17 protein-coding genes are annotated in these 18,223 nt (G+C 64.1%); 8 read left to right on the forward strand and 9 right to left on the reverse strand.

Annotation, left to right across the window (positions count from 1 at the left end; all coding sequences use genetic code 11):
* Positions 1-35: 35 nt before the first annotated feature.
* The gene (locus OC450_RS20730; RefSeq protein ID WP_410050520.1) at positions 36-1,013 is read right to left on the reverse strand and encodes a GGDEF domain-containing protein; all 978 of its coding nucleotides are present in this window, start codon (positions 1,011-1,013) and stop codon (positions 36-38) included.
* A gap of 257 nt (positions 1,014-1,270) precedes the next feature.
* On the opposite strand from OC450_RS20730, the gene leuS reads away from it, so the two are divergent.
* From leuS to holA, 3 genes are all read left to right on the forward strand, one after another.
* The gene (gene leuS / locus OC450_RS20735; protein ID WP_262048559.1) at positions 1,271-3,907 is read left to right on the forward strand and encodes a leucine--tRNA ligase; all 2,637 of its coding nucleotides are present in this window, start codon (positions 1,271-1,273) and stop codon (positions 3,905-3,907) included.
* Complete coding sequence (gene lptE, locus OC450_RS20740; RefSeq protein WP_211383759.1) at positions 3,894-4,445, forward strand: LPS assembly lipoprotein LptE; 552 nt, start codon at positions 3,894-3,896, stop codon at positions 4,443-4,445. The genes leuS and lptE overlap by 14 nt, the downstream gene beginning before the upstream one ends.
* 65 nt (positions 4,446-4,510) lie before the next feature.
* Entirely contained in the window at positions 4,511-5,539 is a 1,029-nt protein-coding gene (gene holA, locus OC450_RS20745; RefSeq protein WP_211383760.1) for a DNA polymerase III subunit delta, read from the forward strand.
* 146 nt (positions 5,540-5,685) lie between these two features.
* On the opposite strand, the gene OC450_RS20750 is transcribed toward holA, so the two are convergent.
* From OC450_RS20750 to mnmG, 4 genes are all read right to left on the reverse strand, one after another.
* On the reverse strand, positions 5,686-6,570 hold the full coding sequence (locus OC450_RS20750; protein WP_211383761.1) for a ParB/RepB/Spo0J family partition protein: 885 nt from the start codon (positions 6,568-6,570) through the stop codon (positions 5,686-5,688).
* A gap of 137 nt (positions 6,571-6,707) precedes the next feature.
* Complete coding sequence (locus OC450_RS20755) at positions 6,708-7,574, reverse strand: ParA family protein (RefSeq protein ID WP_211383762.1); 867 nt, start codon at positions 7,572-7,574, stop codon at positions 6,708-6,710.
* Positions 7,575-7,604: 30 nt separating this feature from the next.
* Positions 7,605-8,381 carry a 16S rRNA (guanine(527)-N(7))-methyltransferase RsmG gene (gene rsmG / locus OC450_RS20760; RefSeq protein WP_410050519.1) on the reverse strand — a complete coding sequence of 259 codons (777 nt, stop codon included), beginning with the start codon at positions 8,379-8,381 and terminating at the stop codon, positions 7,605-7,607.
* 9 nt (positions 8,382-8,390) lie between these two features.
* Positions 8,391-10,271: a tRNA uridine-5-carboxymethylaminomethyl(34) synthesis enzyme MnmG gene (gene mnmG, locus OC450_RS20765; protein WP_262048560.1), complete on the reverse strand. Its 1,881-nt coding sequence runs from the start codon at positions 10,269-10,271 to the stop codon at positions 8,391-8,393.
* Positions 10,272-10,462: 191 nt separating this feature from the next.
* On the opposite strand from mnmG, the gene OC450_RS20770 reads away from it, so the two are divergent.
* Complete coding sequence (locus OC450_RS20770; protein WP_262048561.1) at positions 10,463-10,792, forward strand: hypothetical protein; 330 nt, start codon at positions 10,463-10,465, stop codon at positions 10,790-10,792.
* Between the two features lie 10 nt (positions 10,793-10,802).
* Here the strand turns inward: OC450_RS20770 and mnmE are convergent, their stop codons facing one another.
* The 3 genes from mnmE to hemJ all read right to left on the reverse strand — a co-directional run bounded on the left by mnmE (position 10,803) and on the right by hemJ (position 14,424).
* On the reverse strand, positions 10,803-12,158 hold the full coding sequence (gene mnmE / locus OC450_RS20775; protein ID WP_211383765.1) for a tRNA uridine-5-carboxymethylaminomethyl(34) synthesis GTPase MnmE: 1,356 nt from the start codon (positions 12,156-12,158) through the stop codon (positions 10,803-10,805).
* A gap of 315 nt (positions 12,159-12,473) precedes the next feature.
* A complete protein-coding gene (gene rho / locus OC450_RS20780; protein ID WP_166811593.1) occupies positions 12,474-13,739 on the reverse strand; it encodes a transcription termination factor Rho in 1,266 nt (421 codons plus the stop codon).
* A 250-nt stretch (positions 13,740-13,989) separates the two neighbouring features.
* Positions 13,990-14,424 carry a protoporphyrinogen oxidase HemJ gene (gene hemJ, locus OC450_RS20785; RefSeq protein ID WP_211383766.1) on the reverse strand — a complete coding sequence of 145 codons (435 nt, stop codon included), beginning with the start codon at positions 14,422-14,424 and terminating at the stop codon, positions 13,990-13,992.
* Positions 14,425-14,879: 455 nt separating this feature from the next.
* On the opposite strand from hemJ, the gene OC450_RS20790 reads away from it, so the two are divergent.
* Genes OC450_RS20790 through dnaQ form a run of 4 tightly spaced genes read left to right on the forward strand, consistent with a single transcriptional unit; the run spans position 14,880 to position 17,725 of the window.
* Entirely contained in the window at positions 14,880-15,719 is an 840-nt protein-coding gene (locus OC450_RS20790; protein ID WP_211383767.1) for a pyruvate, water dikinase regulatory protein, read from the forward strand.
* Between the two features lie 20 nt (positions 15,720-15,739).
* Positions 15,740-16,348, forward strand: a complete 609-nt coding sequence (locus tag OC450_RS20795; RefSeq protein ID WP_211383768.1) for a Maf family nucleotide pyrophosphatase — start codon at positions 15,740-15,742, stop codon at positions 16,346-16,348.
* Between the two features lie 23 nt (positions 16,349-16,371).
* Positions 16,372-16,971, forward strand: coding sequence for a dephospho-CoA kinase (gene coaE, locus OC450_RS20800; RefSeq protein WP_262048562.1), 600 nt, complete (start codon positions 16,372-16,374; stop codon positions 16,969-16,971).
* Positions 16,972-17,002: 31 nt separating this feature from the next.
* The gene (dnaQ, locus tag OC450_RS20805) at positions 17,003-17,725 is read left to right on the forward strand and encodes a DNA polymerase III subunit epsilon (RefSeq protein WP_211383770.1); all 723 of its coding nucleotides are present in this window, start codon (positions 17,003-17,005) and stop codon (positions 17,723-17,725) included.
* On the opposite strand, the gene secB is transcribed toward dnaQ, so the two are convergent.
* Positions 17,716-18,198, reverse strand: coding sequence for a protein-export chaperone SecB (secB, locus tag OC450_RS20810; protein WP_256807476.1), 483 nt, complete (start codon positions 18,196-18,198; stop codon positions 17,716-17,718). The two genes, dnaQ and secB, sit on opposite strands and share 10 nt — an antisense overlap.
* Between the last annotated feature and the right edge of the window lie 25 nt (positions 18,199-18,223).

The raw sequence follows: 18,223 nt of genomic DNA on the forward strand, positions 1-18,223 counted from the left end.
TACGCGAACCGGTATCCACTTCGCTCGAAAACGCTTTAGCCCGCAGCCCCGGCACGATCGAGCTCGCGCTCCGTCACCACGCGATTGCGGCCGCCGCTCTTGGCAAGATAGAGCGCGCGGTCACAGCGCTCGATCAGATCCGTGATCGCTTCGCCCGTCCGGTACTGCGCCACGCCGATCGACACGCTGATGCCGGGCAGGACCTCGCCGGTCGAGCGGCGCGTGATCGTGCATTCGGCGATCGCATGCCGGATGCGCTCGGCGATCTCGGCACAGGCGGCCAGATCGGCAGCCGGCAGCACCGCGATCAGCTCCTCGCCGCCGTAGCGGGCCGACAGGTCCTGCTCGCGCACCTTTTCGCGCAACACCTTCGCCATCAGGCGCAGCACCTGGTCGCCGACGCCGTGGCCGAAACTGTCGTTGAAGGTCTTGAAGTGGTCGATGTCGAGCATCAGCACGCTAAGCGGCTCGCCCCAATCCGCCGTAGCCTGCGCCTTGCGCAGGAATTCATCGAGTGCCCGCCGGTTCGCGAGGCCGGTCAGCGTGTCGGTCCGGGCCCGCTCCTCGGACTTCGAGAGCGAGTCTCTGATGACGTCGAGCTCGCGGGTCTTCTCCGCAAAGCCTGCCTCGAGCCGCGTCGCGCGGGCGGCGGCGCGGGCGAGCTCGTTCATGAGCTGGGCGACCAGCGCCTTCGGATCGACGCCGGCCTTGCCCTGGTCGGCGACCTCGCTGATCGCCTCCATCTGGGAGTGGTTGTCGGCGATCGCGGTCGCCAGAAACTCCTTCGCCGCGCCCATGAGAGCGTGCAGCCGCTCGGAGGTGTCGAGGACGATGGCGCTGACCTGGGGCGCGACGTAGGTCTCGAACAGATCCTGATTGGTGCGGCTGTCGAAGGGACGATTGTGGTCGATCAGGAGATCGATCGCGTTGCGCAGATCGTCATGGCTGCCTGCGAAATACTGGAACCAGACCGCAAAATTGATCGGGGTCGGCGCAATCCGCTGTTCGGCCATGCTTCGCAGCGCCCGTCCGGCGATGGAGACGGCATAGTCGAGATCGAGATCGAAGCTGTCGTCCATCGCACGCATTTGGGTCCTGGCCAGCCGCAACCTCGCATCGACCCCTTAATCACACCCCAACGCGGCCTCAGTAGTTATGCGGGGCGGTGTCGAAGGTTCCCAAGTTGCGGCAACCCATTGACCCCTTGAGGACTTCTATGGCCTAGTCCGCCGTCTTTAGACGGCCGAACCCACGAAAACCCAACGATTCCATGACCTCCGAACGCTACAACGCCCGCGACGCCGAACCGCGCTGGCAGGCCGCCTGGGACCAGCAGGCGATCTTCGTCTCCAGGAACGACGATTCGCGGCCGAAATACTATGTGCTGGAGATGTTCCCCTACCCGTCCGGGCGCATCCATATCGGCCATGTCCGCAACTACACGCTCGGCGACGTGCTGGCCCGCTTCATGCGCGCCAAGGGCTTCAACGTGCTGCATCCGATGGGCTGGGACGCATTCGGCCTGCCGGCCGAGAACGCCGCCATCGAGCGCAAGGTCGCGCCGAAGGCCTGGACCTACGACAACATCGCCGCGATGAAGAAGCAGCTCCGCTCGATCGGGCTGTCGCTGGACTGGTCACGGGAATTCGCGACCTGCGACCCCAGCTACTACAAGCACCAGCAGAAGATGTTCCTGGACATGCTCGCCGCCGGCCTCGCCGAGCGCGAGAAGCGCAAGCTCAACTGGGATCCGGTCGACATGACCGTGCTGGCCAACGAGCAGGTGATCGACGGCCGCGGCTGGCGCTCCGGCGCCGTTGTCGAACAACGGGAAATGAGCCAGTGGGTCTTCAAGATCACGAAGTACTCGCAGGAGCTGCTGTCGGCGCTGGATGGACTGGATCGCTGGCCCGACAAGGTGCGGCTGATGCAGCGCAACTGGATCGGCCGCTCCGAAGGCCTGCTGGTCCGCTTCGCGCTCGATGCGGCGACCACGCCTGCCGGCGAGAGCGAGCTGAAGATTTTCACGACGCGTCCCGACACGCTGTTCGGCGCGAAATTCATGGCGATCTCGTCGGATCATCCGCTGGCGCAGGCAGCGGCCGCGAAGAACCCGAAGCTTGCGCAGTTCATCGCCGACATCAAGAAGATCGGCACGGCGCAGGAGATCATCGACACTGCCGAGAAGCAGGGTTTTGACACCGGCATCCGCGCGGTGCATCCGTTCGATCCGTCCTGGAAGCTGCCGGTCTATGTCGCCAACTTCGTGCTGATGGAATACGGCACCGGCGCGATCTTCGGCTGCCCCGCGCATGACCAGCGCGACCTCGACTTCGTCAACAAGTACAGCCTGGGTGTCACGCCGGTGGTGTGTCCCGAGGGCCAGGATCCCAAGACATTCGTCATCACCGACACCGCCTATGACGGTGACGGACGCATGATCAATTCGCGCTTCCTCGACGGCATGACCATCGATCAGGCCAAGGACGAGGTGGCGAAGCGCCTGGAGAGCGAACTGCGCGGCAACGCGCCGGTCGGCGAGCGTCAGGTCAACTTCCGTCTGCGCGACTGGGGCATTTCGCGCCAGCGTTACTGGGGCTGCCCGATTCCCGTCATCCACTGTCCGAAGTGCGATGTGGTGCCGGTGCCACACGCCGATTTGCCGGTGACGCTGCCTGACGATGCGACCTTCGACAAGCCGGGCAACGCGCTCGATCATCACCCGACCTGGAAGCACGTCACCTGCCCGCAATGCGGAGGGAAAGCGCAGCGCGAAACCGACACCATGGACACCTTCGTGGATTCGTCCTGGTACTTTGCGCGCTTCACCGATCCCTGGAATGAGAACGCGCCGACGACGCCCGCGGTTGCCAACCGGATGCTGCCGGTCGACCAGTATATCGGCGGCGTCGAGCACGCGATCCTGCATCTGCTCTATAGCCGCTTCTTCACCCGGGCCATGAAGGCGACCGGGCACATCGCACTAGACGAGCCGTTCGCCGGCATGTTCACCCAGGGCATGGTGGTGCACGAGACCTACCAGAAGGCCGACGGCACCTATGTGCAGCCGGTCGAGGTGACGGTCGAGACCGGCGCCAACGGCCGCCGCGCCACGCTTCTTGCGACCGGCGAGGACGTCCTGATCGGTGCGATCGAGAAGATGTCGAAGTCGAAAAAGAACACGGTCGACCCGGACGACATCATCGAGACCTACGGCGCCGACGTCGCCCGCTGGTTCATGCTGTCGGACTCCCCGCCCGACCGCGACGTGATCTGGAGCGACGAGCGCGTCCAGGGCGCCTCGCGGTTCGTGCAGCGGCTGTGGCGGCTGGTGAACGACTCCGTGGAACTCGGCAAGAGCGCGCCGGCAGCCCGGCCGGCCAGCTTCGGTCCGGACGCCACCGCCTTGCGCAAGGCCGCCCATGGCGCGCTGGACAAGGTCACCACCGGGATCGAGCGGCTGCACTTCAACGTCTGCCTCGCCCATATCCGCGAATTCGCCAATACGTTCTCGGAGGTGCTCCAGCAATCGGGCCAACCGGCCCCCGACCTCGCCCCAGATTTGGCTTGGGCGATCCGCGAGGCAAGCCAGATCCTGGTCCAGCTGTTCTCCCCGATGATGCCGCATCTGGCCGAGGAGTGCTGGCAGGTCCTGGGCCACAGCGGGCTGGTTTCGGAGGCCAATTGGCCGCAAATCGAACGCGATTTGCTGGTCGAAGACAGCGTGACCCTGGTGGTCCAGGTCAACGGCAAGAAGCGGGGTGAGGTCACAGTTGCAACAGCGGCCCAGAATCCGGAAATCGAGGCTGCCGTTTTGGCCCTCGATGCGGTAAAACTGGCCCTGGACGGCAAGCCCGTCCGCAAGGTGATCATCGTCCCCAAGAGGATCGTGAATGTTGTCGGCTAGGATCCGCATCGCAGCCCGCCTGCTGGCAGTCGCCGCACTGGCGGCGCTGACAGCCGGCTGCTTCCAGCCGATGTATGCCGAGCACGCCGACGGCACCCCCGGCCTGCGCGACAAGCTCATGGGGGTCGAGCTCCCGCCGATCAGCAAGCCCAACGCCTCCCGCGAGGCCCGCATCGGCGTGGAAGTCCGCAACGCCCTGGCTTTCAAGCTCTACGGCACCGCCACGGGCATGCCGCCGACCCACCGTCTGGAGATCCGCTTCACCTCCTCCCGCTCGTCCCTGATCGTCAGCCAGACGACGGGACTGCCGACCAGCGAGAATTTGGGAATCGACGCCCAGTACAACCTGATCGAGGTCGTGTCCGGCAAGTCGGTGATGAGCGGCACGACGTTCTCGCGGGTGTCCTATGACATGCCCGGCTCCTACCAGCGCTTCTCCCGCAACCGCGCGGTGCGCGATGCAGAGGATCGTGCCGCCAACGAGATCGCCGAGAACATCAACACCAGGCTTGCCGCGTTCTTCACCGCGGGCACGTAGATCGCTCCAGTCGTTCCAAACCGTCCGGAATGACGCCCCCCAAGCAACGACGAACCCCAAGCAACATGGTCGCGCTGCGCGGAAAAGAGATCGACGCCTTCCTCGCCCGCCCCGACGCGGGCCGACCGATCATCCTGCTTTACGGTCCTGACGCAGGCCTCGTCCGCGAGCGCGCGGATGCGCTGATCGCATCGGCCGTCGACGATCCCAACGATCCCTTCTCGCTGGTCAAGCTCGATGGCGACGAGCTCTCCGCCGAGCCGTCGCGCCTGGTCGACGAGGCCATGACGGTGCCGCTGTTCGGCGGCCGCCGCGCCATCCGGGTCCGCGCCGGCTCGCGCAGCTTCGCCAGCGGCGTCGACACGCTGGCGGAGATGGGCGTGAGGGATTGCCGCATCGTGATCGAGGCCGGCGAGCTGCGCCCGGAATCGCCGCTGCGCAAAGCCTGCGAGCGCGCCAAGGCGGCGGTGGCGATCGGCTGCTATCCCGACACCGAGCGCGACCTTGCCAAGCTGATGGAAGACGAGCTCCGCATCGCCAATCTGCGCATCGCGCAGGACGCGCGCGCCGCGCTGATGTCGTTCCTCGGCGGCGACCGCCAGGCCTCGCGCAACGAGCTGCGCAAGCTGACGCTCTATGCCCATGGCAAGGGCGAGATCACGCTCGAAGACGTGATGGCGGTGGTCGCCGATGCTTCCGAGCTGAAGCTCGATCCGATCGTCGACGGCGCCTTCGCCGGGCGGCCCGACATCGTCGAGACCGAGTTCGCCAAGGCCATGATCGCCGGCACCTATCCCGGCGTCATCATCTCCGCGGCGCAGCGCCAGGCAGCGTGGCTGCATAAATCGGCGCTCGCGATCTCCGACGGCACGCCCGCTTCCGCGGTGCTCGACGGCGGCTTTCCGCGCCTGCATTTTTCACGAAAGCCAATGGTCGAAACCGCGCTGCGCAATTTCAGCGTGGCGCGGCTCGCAGGCATCATCGAGCAGCTCGCAACCGCTGCACTCGACACCCGCAAGCAGTCCACCCTCGCCGCCGCCATCGCCCAGCGCACGCTGATGGCGATCGCAGCGAACGCGAAGCGGCGGAGTTAGCCCGCACGCTCTCCGCGACATTGCGGGCACATCTCTCTCCCCCAGTCATTGCGAGGAGCGCAAGCGACGAAGCAATCCAGAGTCTCTCCGCCGCAAGAGTCTGGATTGCTTCGCTTTGCTCGCAATGACGAGGAAAGTGCGGGGGCCTAAAGCGCGCCCTTCGCGAGCCGCTTCATCACCTCGTCGAGCTGATCGAGGTTGCGGTAGTTGATCTGCACCGAGCCGCCGGGATCGCGGTGACTGACGGTGACCTTGAGGCCGAGCGCGTCGCTGACGCGCTTTTCGAGATCGATCGTATCGGGATCCTTGTCCTTGCCGCCGGCGCGCGCCTTTTGCGGCTTGCGCTCCGGCACGCCCTCTTCATGCGCCAGCGCTTCGGTCTGGCGGACGTTGAGGCCCTCCTCGACGATGCGCTTGGCGGCTGCGAGCGGATCGGGCACGCCGATCAGCGCGCGGGCGTGACCGGCAGTCAGCTCGCCGCTCGTGATCAAGGCCTGCACCTCGGCCGGCAGCTTGGTCAGCCGCATCATGTTGGCGATGTGGCTGCGGCTCTTGCCGACGACCTTTGCGATGTCGTCCTGGCTGCGTTTGAACTCGTTGGCGAGCGCGTGATAGCCCAGCGCCTCTTCCATCGGGTTGAGGTCTTCGCGCTGCACGTTCTCGACGATCGCGAATTCCAGCGCATCGCTGTCGCTGATGTCGACCGGCACGATCGGTACTTCATGCAGACCGGCCATCTGCGAGGCGCGCCAGCGCCGCTCGCCGGCGATGATCTCGAAGCGGTCCTGCGCGCCCTTCACCGGACGCACCACGATCGGCTGGATCACGCCGTGCTGCTTGATGGAGTCGGAGAGCTCCCTGAGCTCGGCCTCCGAAAATGCGCGGCGCGGATTGCGCGGATTGGGCTTGATGAATTCGATCGGCACCTTGCGCTGCGCGCGCGGACGGTCGACATGCTGGGCTTCGCCGCCGACGTCACCGATCAGACTCGCAAGACCCCGGCCCAGTCGCGAACGCGCTTCATCGGCCATCGCCAGCTCCCTTGGATTCACGCTGCAGCACTCCAGAACTGAATTGTCGTAGGGTGGGCAAAGCGAAGCGTGCCCACCAGTTTTGTGCGGAGGATGGTGGGCACGGCAAATACACCTTTGCCCATCCTGCGGTATCGTCAATGCGTGACGCGCAGCTCGCGCTCGCGCTGGATCACTTCGGTGGCGAGTCGCAAATAGGCTTCGCTGCCGACGCATTTGAGATCGTAGACCAGGACCGGCTTGCCGTAGGACGGCGCTTCCGAGATGCGCACGTTGCGCGGGATCATGGTCTTGTAGACCTTCTCGCCCATGAACTGCCGGACGTCGGCAACGACCTGATTCGAGAGGTTGTTGCGCGAGTCGAACATGGTCAGAACGATGCCGTGGATCGACAGGTTCGGATTGAGCGTCGAGCGCACCTGCTCCACCGTCTGCAGCAATTGCGACAGACCTTCGAGCGCGAAGAACTCGCACTGCAGCGGCACCAGGATCGCGTCGGAGGCCGCCATCGCATTCACCGTGAGCAGGTTGAGCGAGGGCGGGCAGTCGATCAGCACATAGGTGTAGTCGGCGTCCGGCGAGACGTTGTTGTTGAGCGCGCCGATGGCGTCGCGCAGCTTGAACGCACGGCCGGGCGTGGTGCCGAGCTCGAGCTCGAGGCCGGACAGATCCATGGTCGAGGGCGCGATGTGCAAGCGCGGCACCGCGGTCGACACCACCGCTTCGCGCAAGGCGGCTTCGCCGATCAGCACGTCGTAGGTCGAGCAGGAGCGGTTGCGGCGATCGATGCCGAGGCCGGTCGAGGCGTTGCCCTGCGGATCGAGATCGACGATCAGGACGCGCTCGCCAATCGCCGCGAGCGCCGTGCCGAGGTTGATCGCTGTGGTTGTTTTTCCCACACCGCCCTTCTGATTCGCCAGCGCGAGGATCCGCGGATGGCCCTGCGGGACCACTGCAGTCTCTTGCGCGGCGTTTTGCTCCTGCGGTTCGTCAATCACGCTCATCGCCAATTCCCCACTCCACCCTTGAACGTCTCACCCGCGCCGTTCGACGGACGTCAGCTCCACGATCCAGCCGTCACCGGTGCGGCTTTGGTGGAGCTCAGGCTGAATATTCCAATATTTAGCGGCTTCGGTCAATTCAGCCTCTACATCTTGACCCTTGAGAAACAACGCTTTTGCGCCATGGCGCATCAGCGGCTCCGCAAAGCCGATGAGTTGATGTAGCGGAGCCAGCGCACGCGCGGTGACGCAATCGACCGGGCCGGTGATTCTATCCACATTATCCCCGATCTCAGCGAGATGTACGACTCCCGGAGATGTGGTGACGCGGATGGCTTCGCGCAAAAAGGCGGCCTTCTTGGTGATTCGCTCGACGAGGTGGACGCTGGCGCCCGGCGTCCCGGCCATGGCGCAGGCGAGCACGACGCCGGGAAAGCCACCCCCGCTGCCGAGGTCGGCCCAGCGTTTGGCCGACGGTGCGAGAGCCACAAGCTGAAGCGAGTCGGCGATGTGCCGGGTCCAGAGATGCGGCAGGGTCGAAGGCGCAACCAGATTGGTCTTGGCCTGCCACTCCCGGAGCAGCGCGATGTAGCGATCGAGCCGGGCTTCCGTTTCATGTGAAACGGGCGCGAGCTTCAAGGCCTCGCGCTTGTCCGCGGCGATGACGGCGTCGAGTGCCCGATCGTTGGCGCTGGCCTTGTCGATGATCTTCGGCTTGGCCGGCGCTGGGTCCGGCCGACGACCGGCGCCCTCGCCCGCCCCGGGTCGTCGCGATAGCGGTCTATCCCCGCCAGGTCCGCGCTGTTTCACGTGAAACGCCTATGCGATTGCCTTGGACGTCTTCCGCGCCTCACGCCGGAGATAAGCCGCGAGGATGCCGAGTGCCGCCGGCGTCATGCCGTCGATCCGGCCGGCCTGGCCCACCGTGAACGGCCGGGCCTTTTCCAGCTTGGCCCGGACCTCATTGGAAAGACCGGGGACCTGCTGGAAGTCGACCTCCGACAGCACCATCCCTTCGTCGCGCCGGAAGGCTTCGACGTCGGCGCTCTGGCGCTCCAGATAGACGTCGTACTTGGCATCGATCTCGAGATGGGTGGCGATGACGGGATCGATGGCAGAGAGCTCCGGCCAGATCGTCCGGACCTGGGTCCAGCCGATGTCCGGATAGGCCATCAGCTCGAACGCCGATCGGCGCTGGCCATCCCGGTTCAGGGACAATCCGTGCTTGATCGCCTCGTTCGGGGTGACAGTCAGCGACTTCGACAGTGCCCTGGCCGCGGTCAAGGCATCCATCTTGGCCCGATGATGCTGCGTTCGAGCACCTCCGACGCACCCCAAGGTAATGCCCTTCTCGGTCAGGCGCTGATCGGCATTGTCGGCCCGCAGCGTCAGCCGATACTCGGCGCGCGAGGTGAACATCCGATAGGGCTCGCTGATGCCGCGGGTGACGAGGTCGTCGATCATCACCCCGAGATAGCCATCGGCACGATCGAACACCGTCAGCGCGGCCCCGCTCGCGGCCAGTGCCGCGTTCAGTCCGGCCACGATGCCCTGGCCGGCGGCCTCCTCGTATCCCGTGGTGCCGTTGATCTGCCCGGCCAGGAACAGGCCACGCAGACGCCTGGTCTGGAGGGTCGGATCGAGCTCCCGGGGATCGATGTGGTCGTATTCGATGGCATAGCCCGGCCGGACCATCTTGACCCGCTCAAGGCCGGGAATGCTGGCGAGGATTGCGAGCTGAACCTCCTCCGGCAGCGAGGTCGAGATGCCGTTGGGATAGACCGTGCTGTCGTCGAGCCCTTCCGGCTCCAGGAAGATCTGATGGCCGTCGCGGTCGCCAAATCGGACGATCTTGTCCTCGATCGACGGGCAATAGCGCGGTCCGGAGCTCTTGATCTGGCCGGAGTACATCGGCGAGCGATGGACATTGGCCCGGATCACCTCATGGGTCGCGGCCGTGGTCCGGGTGATCCCGCACTGGATCTGCGGGGTCGTGATCCGCTCGGTCATCACCGAGAACGGCTCCGGCGGTTCGTCGCCGGGCTGCATCTCGACCGCCGACCAGTCGATCGTGGTGCCGTCCAACCGCGGCGGCGTGCCGGTCTTAAGCCGTCCAAGGGTGAACCCTGCGCGTTCGAAGGAAGCGGAAAGGCCCATCGCCGGCGCTTCGCCGACCCGGCCGGCCGGCCAGTTCTTCTCACCGAGATGGATCAGACCGCGCAGGAAAGTGCCGGTGGTGACGACAATTGCCCCGGCCCGAAGCGCTCGGCCATCGGCCAGGCGCAGGCCGGTCACCCGACCCTCGACCACGATCAGCTCGTCAGCCTCGCCCTCGATAACAGATAGACCCTCGCACTCCTGGATCGCGGCCTGCATCGCCGCAGCATACAGCTTGCGATCGGCCTGAGCCCGCGGACCACGGACAGCGGGACCCTTGCGGCGATTGAGGACGCGGAACTGGATGCCGCCGGCATCGCCCACGCGGCCCATCAGGCCATCGAGCGCATCGATCTCGCGGACCAGATGACCCTTTCCGAGACCGCCAATGGCGGGATTGCAGGACATTGCGCCGACCGTCGAGAAACGGTGCGTTACAAGAGCGGTCGCCGCGCCCATCCGGGCAGCCGCAGCCGCGGCCTCACAGCCGGCGTGGCCGCCGCCAATCACGATGACGTCGAAGCTCTCTCGCTCTGTTCGCATGGGCGGACTTCTATCCCAGTGGGGGAAAAGCCGGAAGTCAAAACTGGGGTGAGGCGGGTGTTTCACGTGAAACAGCCTCTTACTGGCTGGCCGAAGCGCTTTTCGTGAAAACAAACCCATGCACAGTAGAAGCCCCTTGGAATGTCTATTGTTTCACGTGAAACGAAACCAGGTTCGTGCGGGATAAAGGCATGGTGGTCGAAAGTTGTTGCCTCGGCAAATATGACTCGCCGGGAGGGCCAGTGGACGGCGCGTTCCGCCATTGCGAGCGCCGCGAAGAAATCCAGAATCCCTCGACGGCGGCGGCCTGGATTGCTTGGTCGCAGGATTCCTCGCAACGACGGGTTGCGGCAGTATCTGCGCTCATCACCATCAACGCGGCGTCGCACAGTCGATCTTTCGTACGATCGTTCAGTTCCAGCGCGGTGATCGGGCGACCGGTGTTTCACGTGAAACAGCATGGAACCCGATCTGTTTCACGTAAAACACAAACAATGGAACAAGCGCTAGTTCTACATTGAAGAACTAGCGCTACTTTCCGATGCAGAATTTCTGGAAAATCGCCCCGAGAACGTCCTCGACGTCCACCCGGCCCAGCAGCCGGCCCAGGGCGTAGGCCGCAGCGCGCAGCTCTTCGGCGGCGAGCTCTTCGCCCTCTTCAACAAGCTCCAGACTCCGGCGCAAGCTGTCCGATGCCCGGCGCAGCAGATCGCGTTGGCGGACCCGGGTCACCAATGCGCCCTCGGTCATTCCGAAGAAGTCGGACGCGAACTTGACCAGCGCCTCAACCAGCTCGGGGATGCCGTCCCCCCGGCACGCCGAGATCCCGAACTCGCCGTGCGGCCCGGCGTCACTTGCTCCGCCAAGATCGATCTTGTTGCGGACGATCCAGACCGGACCACCCGCGGGATTGCCGTCGCCGGATTTTCTCAGCGACCGCATCGCGTCCGGGGCGACGGGCTGCTCGCCCTCCACCAGCCACAGCACGAGGTCGGCGTCTTCGGCGCGCGCTCGCGCCCGGCGCACACCCTCCTGCTCGACGGGATCGTCGGTCTCGCGGATGCCGGCGGTGTCGATCACCGTGACGGGGTAGCCGTCGAGATCGAGCTGCACTTCGATCACGTCGCGCGTCGTGCCGGCATGGGGCGAGACGATCGCGACCTCGCGGCGCGCGAGCTGGTTGATCAGCGTCGACTTGCCGACGTTCGGCTCGCCCGCGATCGCAACCACCAGTCCGTCGCGCAGGCGTTCAGCTTGTCCCTGTGCCGCAAGGACTTCTGCGATTTCCGCCTGCAGCGCTCCGATCGCTTTCACGGCCGGTGCCATCAACTCGGCGGGGACGTCGCCCTCGTCGGAAAAATCGATGCCAGCCTCGATCAGCGCCGAGGCCTCGATGATGCGCTCGCGCCAGTCGCGCGCGCGATTGCCAAGCAGGCCCTGCAACTGACGCAGCGCCTGGCGGCGCTGGCGGTCGGTGTCGGCATGAATGAGATCGTCGAGGCCCTCGGCCTCGGTCAGATCGAGCTTGCCGTTCTCGAAGGCACGCCGCGTGAACTCGCCGGGCTCGGCCGCCCGCGTATTCGGAATAGAAGAAATTGCGGCGAGGAGTGCGGCCAGCACCGCGCGGCCGCCATGGACGTGGAATTCGGCGACGTCCTCGCCGGTCGCGCTCCCCGGCCCTGGAAACCAGAGCACGACCGCGTCGTCGATCGGCGGGCCTGCGCCGTCACGAAGCAGCCGGCGGCTGGCCTGCCGTGGCGCTGCCGGCTTGCCCGCCAGCGTCGTCAGCACCAGACTGGCCTGCGGCCCGGAGACGCGCACCACGGCGATCGCGCTCGGGGCCCGGCCCGACGACAGCGCAAAAATGGTCTGGTCTCGCGGATGCATGGCCTATTTGTCCGGCTGCCGAGGAAAAGGCAAACATCCGTTTCAGCGATCGGATCGCAGAGTTTTGCTGCATCATCCGCCGCAGCAAAATCGCATATTGCGATGCAGCATCAAGGAGCAATTTGCTGCAAAAAGTGCTTCCGCTCCGATCAAAATGACCCCGCATAAGTCAATTATTTATAAATTATATCAATAACTTAATAGATCTTCAGGGCGAGAAGGAAAAGCGTCTTCCCTTGCTGCGCCTCAGCCGCAACAGGGCCGCACAAACAAAAAGGGCGCCCGAAGGCGCCCCAATCTCATGTTGCACTGCAATCAGGTATTCATGGAGTCGAAGAACTCCGAATTGCTCTTGGTCGAGCGCAGCTTGTCGAGCAGGAAGTCGATCGCGTCCATCGTGCCCATCGGGTTGAGGATACGGCGGAGCACGTACATCTTCTTGAGCACCTGCGGATCCGTGATGAGCTCTTCCTTGCGGGTGCCGGAGCGCGAGATATCGATCGCCGGGAAGGTGCGCTTGTCCGAGACCTTGCGGTCCAGGATCAGTTCCGAGTTACCAGTGCCCTTGAATTCTTCGAAGATGACTTCGTCCATGCGGCTACCGGTATCGACCAGCGCGGTCGCGATGATCGTCAGCGAGCCGCCCTCCTCGATGTTGCGGGCGGCACCGAAGAAGCGCTTCGGGCGCTGCAGCGCGTTGGCGTCGACACCGCCGGTCAGCACCTTGCCGGATGACGGCACCACGGTGTTGTAGGCACGGCCGAGGCGCGTGATCGAATCCAGCAGGATCACGACGTCGCGGCCATGCTCGACCAGGCGCTTGGCCTTCTCGATCACCATCTCGGCGACCTGGACGTGGCGCACCGCCGGCTCGTCGAAGGTCGATGACACTACCTCGCCCTTCACCGAACGCTGCATGTCCGTGACTTCTTCCGGACGCTCGTCGATCAGAAGCACAATCAGATAGCACTCGGGATGATTGTGCGTGATCGAATGCGCGATGTTCTGCATCAGCACGGTCTTACCCGTGCGCGGCGGCGCAACGATCAACGCGCGCTGGCCCTTGCCGATCGGCGCGACGATGTCGATCACCCTTGCAGAAAGGTCTTTTCGCGTCGGATCGTCGATCTCCATGCGGAAACGCTGATTTGGAAACAGCGGCGTGAGGTTGTCGAAATTGACCTTGTGCTTGGCCTTTTCCGGGTCCTCGAAATTGAGCGTGTTGACCTTCAGCAGCGCGAAATAGCGCTCGCCTTCCTTCGGGCTGCGGATGTGGCCCTCGATGGTGTCGCCGGTGCGCAGGCCGAAACGGCGGATCTGCGAGGGCGAGACGTAGATGTCGTCCGGGCCCGGCAGATAATTCGCATCGGGCGAGCGGAGGAAGCCGAAGCCGTCGGAGAGAACCTCGACAACGCCCTCGCCGACGATGTCGGTCTCGGCGAGCGCAAGCTGCTTGAGAATGGCAAACAGCAGCTCCTGCTTGCGCATGGTGCTGGCATTCTCGACCCCGTTCTCTTCCGCGAACGAGACGAGCTCGGCCGGCGTCTTCGACTTGAGGTCCTGAAGTTTGATTTCCCGCATTGGGGTGGTCCTGTGGGGTAACCTGGGGAGGAGGGGGTGCGAGGAGGCTCTGAAATGCGGACGTGAGAAGATAAGGTCCGCAGGTCTGGCAAGGAGAGTGCCGGAGAGGCTTCAAACCTGATGCGGTGTCCGGCCTCTGAAAAGCTCAGACACAACCACATCCGCCTGCGTTGGGTGGGATATCACCAATATAGAAAATCGCGTCTCACAGCGCAAGCCGAAGCGCTGAGCGATCGTTCACGATCCTTGCCTAGAACGGCTTCACGATCACCATGACGACGATGAGAATCATCAGGACGGTCGGCACCTCATTGATAATCCGATAGAATTTCTGGCTGCGCGGACGCCGGTCGGCCGCGAAATCCTTGCACCATCGCGAAAAAAAGCCGTGGACCGCGGACATCGCCAGGACCAATGCCAGTTTTACGTGCAGCCAGCCGAACGAGAACCAGTGCCCAAACCAGGCAAGATACAGCCCGGCGAGCCAGGTGACGATCATGGCGGGGTTGATGATCGCCTTGAGCAGCCGGCGTTCCATGACCTTGAACGTTTCCGACTGCTTCGAGCCGATCTCGGCTTCGCAATGATAAACGAACAGCCGCGGCAAATAGAGCATGCCCGCCATCCAGGCGATGACGGCGATCACATGCAGCGCCTTGATCCAGAGATAGACGTCTTCAAACATTTTGCGCGTCCCGGTGCCCAGCTCAGAGAACGCTGGGGATAGTAAGACCTCGTTAAGGTCTTACCTGCACACATGTCCATCCGTAGCGCCCCTCTTACTTCTAAGAATCTTAGATTCTTAAGGTTTGAGTCTTAGTGACGGTGGATTGGACTCATGCAATTCCGTCCGCACGCTCACGCGCGCTTGTTCACATCCATCAACATATCCCGGACAGTTGCGGCGACTTGCGATAAGTCGGCCAGCTTCAATGACTTGCGCCTTTCCATCGGCAGCTTATCAAAGGGGTTGTCCGCGCAATCCCGCTTCCGTCTCGGCAGGGCGCCAGACTTGTTCCGGCGGGCAGCGGTGTGAACAAAATTGGCAGTTGTCCCGCCCCTGGTGTCGCGCAACCCTTTCCGAGCGGTTAAGGTCCACAGAAATCCACAGACCACACCGACTCCATACAAAGGGATTTTGTGCCGACCTCGAACAATTATTTCCACCTGCACCTCGTCTCCGACTCCACCGGCGAGACGCTGATCACGGTCGCACGCGCCGTCGCCGCGCAGTACGCGAATGTGACTCCGGTCGAGCACGTCTACCCGCTGGTGCGCAGCCAGAAGCAGCTCGATCGCGTGCTCGACGAGATCGAGGAAGCGCCGGGCATCGTGCTGTTCACCCTGCTCGAGAAGGATCTGGTTTCCAGGCTCGAGGACAAGTGCAAGGGAATCAACGTTCCGAGCCTGTCGATCATCGGGCCGGTGATGCAGCTGTTCGAGGCCTATCTCGGCGCCGCCACCACGGGCCGGGTCGGCGCCCAGCACGTGCTCAACGCGGAATATTTCAAGCGCATCGATGCGCTGAACTACACGATGATTCACGACGACGGCCAGCATGTCGAAGGCCTCGACGATGCCGATGTGGTGCTGGTCGGCGTCTCCCGTACCTCGAAGACGCCGACATCGATCTATCTCGCCAATCGCGGCATACGCACGGCCAATGTGCCGCTGGTTCCGGGCATTCCGGTGCCCTCGCAATTGGAAACGCTGACGCGGCCGCTGGTGGTGAGCCTGCATGCGACGCCGGAACGCCTGATCCAGGTGCGCCAGAACCGTCTCCTCTCCATGGGCGCCGATTCCAGCAGCGACACCTACACCGACAAGCAGTCCGTCGCCGAGGAAGTCGCCTTTGCACGCAAGCTGAGTGCCAAGCACGATTGGCCGCTGCTGGACGTTACGCGGCGCTCGATCGAGGAAACCGCGGCGGCGATCATGAAGCTCTACAGTGATCGCCAGCGCAACCGTCCCACTGAATAGTCTTTGGAATAATTTTCGCGATGAGTCTGTGGCTCGGCAAAGCTCCGTTGATCCTGGCCTCGCAGAGCAGCGCGCGAAAGATGCTGCTGGCCAATGCCGGTCTAGAGTTCAAGACTGTTACGGCCGATATCGACGAGCGCGGCATCCAGGCCGCCTCCGGGCTTTCGAATCCGCGCGAGATAGGCCTGCTGCTGGCGCGCGAAAAGGCCAAAGCCGTTTCGGCGCATTTTCCCGGCAGCCATGTGATCGGCGCCGATCAGACACTGGCGCTCGGCGATCGTCTCTTCAACAAGCCCGCCGGCCGTCCCCAGGCGCTGGCCCAACTGCGTGAGCTGGCCGGGAAAAGCCATGAGCTGAATTCCGCCGTGGCGATCGCACGCGATGGCGAGATCATCTTCGAGGACGTCTCGGTCGCCCGCCTGTCGATGCGGCAGATGAGCGAGGCTGAGCTTTCGGCCTATCTCGACGCGGCTGGCGATGCCGTGACCACCAGCGTCGGCGCCTATCAGCTCGAAAGCCTCGGCATCCACCTGTTCGAGCGCATCGACGGCGACCATTTCACCATTCTCGGCCTGCCGCTGCTGCCGCTGCTTGCGTTCCTGCGAGGCGAGCGGCTAGTTGCGGTGTAAATGACAGAGATGGCTGGACGCTGATGCGGATCCTCGGACTGACCGGCTCGATCGGGATGGGCAAATCGACCACCGCGAAACTGTTCGCGGAGGCCGGCGTTCCCGTCTACGACGCCGATGCCGCCGTCCATCAGCTCTATGAGGGCGAAGCGGCCCCCGCGATCGAAGCCGCCTTTCCAGGCACGACCGCGAACGGCAAGGTTGACCGGCCAAAGCTGTCGGCGCGCGTGGTGCACGATCCCGCCGCCATCAAGCAGCTCGAGCAGATCGTCCATCCGATGCTCGGCGCGTCCCGGACAAAATTCTTCGCCGACGCCGAAGCTGCCAACGCGCCGGTCGTGGTGCTGGACATACCGCTGCTGTTCGAAACCGGCGGCGAGAAACGGGTTGACGCGGTGGTCGTGGTGTCGACCTCGCCGGAACTGCAGCGGGAGCGGGTGCTGGCGCGCGGCACGATGGACGAGGCGAAGCTCGACGCGATCATTGCCAAGCAGACTCCCGACGCCGAAAAGCGCAAGCGCGCCGATTTCGTAGTGGATACGTCACACGGACTTGAACCGGTGCGGGCGCAAATCACGCACATCCTGGCCGAGGTCGTTAAGATGCCGCAGCGGCGAGCCTGATTCGCTGCCCTCAACACGGCCTCTCAAGATCATGCGCGAAATCGTCCTCGACACCGAAACCACCGGCCTCGATCCCATCCGTGGCGATCGCCTGGTCGAAATCGGCTGCGTCGAGATGTTCAACCGCATGCCGACGGGGCAGAGCTACCACGTCTACATCAATCCCGAACGGGACATGCCGGCGGAAGCCTTTGCGGTGCACGGGCTGTCGGCCGAATTCCTGGCGACGAAGCCGCTGTTCCATGAGGTCGTCGACGAGTTCATCGAGTTCATCGGCGATGCGCCGTTGGTGATCCACAACGCCTCGTTCGACATCAGCTTCATCAATGCCGAGCTCGACCGGATCAAGCGCGCCGCGATCCCGCGGGAGCGGCTGGTCGATACGCTGCTGCTGGCGCGGCGCAAGCATCCCGGCGTGTCCAACCGGCTCGACGACCTCTGCTCGCGCTATGCGATCGACAATTCACGCCGCACCAAGCACGGTGCGCTGCTCGACGCCGAGCTGCTCGCGGAAGTCTATGTCGATCTGGTCGGAGCGCGGCAGTCGCAGCTGCTGCTGGCTGCGGAAACGGAAGAGAGCCGCGCCAATGCGGCTGGCGATACGCCGCGGCGGCAGCGGCTGGTGCCGCTTGCGCCACGGATTTCGGACGCCGAGCACGAGGCCCACCGGGCCTTCATCGCAACGCTCGGCGACAAGGCGATCTGGAACGAGTACCTGCCCGCTCCAGCCGCCCCGACGGCCGGTCAGGCCTGACCGCTCGGCTGAGCGGCCATTTGCCGCTCCATGTTCTGGCGATAGAGACCGACGAAGTCGACCGGATCCAGCATCAGGGGCGGGAACCCGCCGTCGCGCACGGCGGTCGCGATGATCTCGCGGGCGAACGGGAACAGCAGGCGCGGGCATTCGATCATGACCAGCGGATGCAGGTTCTCCTTCGGCACGTTGGCGATACGGAACACGCCGGCGTAAGCGAGCTCGAACGAGAACATGATCTTGCCCGCGGTCTCGGCCTTGCCCTCGACCGACAGCGTCACCTCGAACTCCTGTTCGCTGAGGTTGTTGGCGCTGACATTGATCTGGATGTTGATCTGGGGCGGCTGGCTCTGCTGCTGGAGCGAGCTGGGTGCGTTCGGGTTTTCGAACGAGAGGTCCTTGGTATATTGCGCCAGCACGTTGAGCTGGGGAGCCTGGGCCGCCTCGGGAGGGATGCCGTTACCGTTGGTCATAAGAGTGTCTCCTTACCCGATTTGG

Source organism: Bradyrhizobium sp. Bra78 (assembly GCF_024519855.1).
Taxonomy (GTDB): Bacteria; Pseudomonadota; Alphaproteobacteria; order Rhizobiales; family Xanthobacteraceae; genus Bradyrhizobium; species Bradyrhizobium japonicum_G.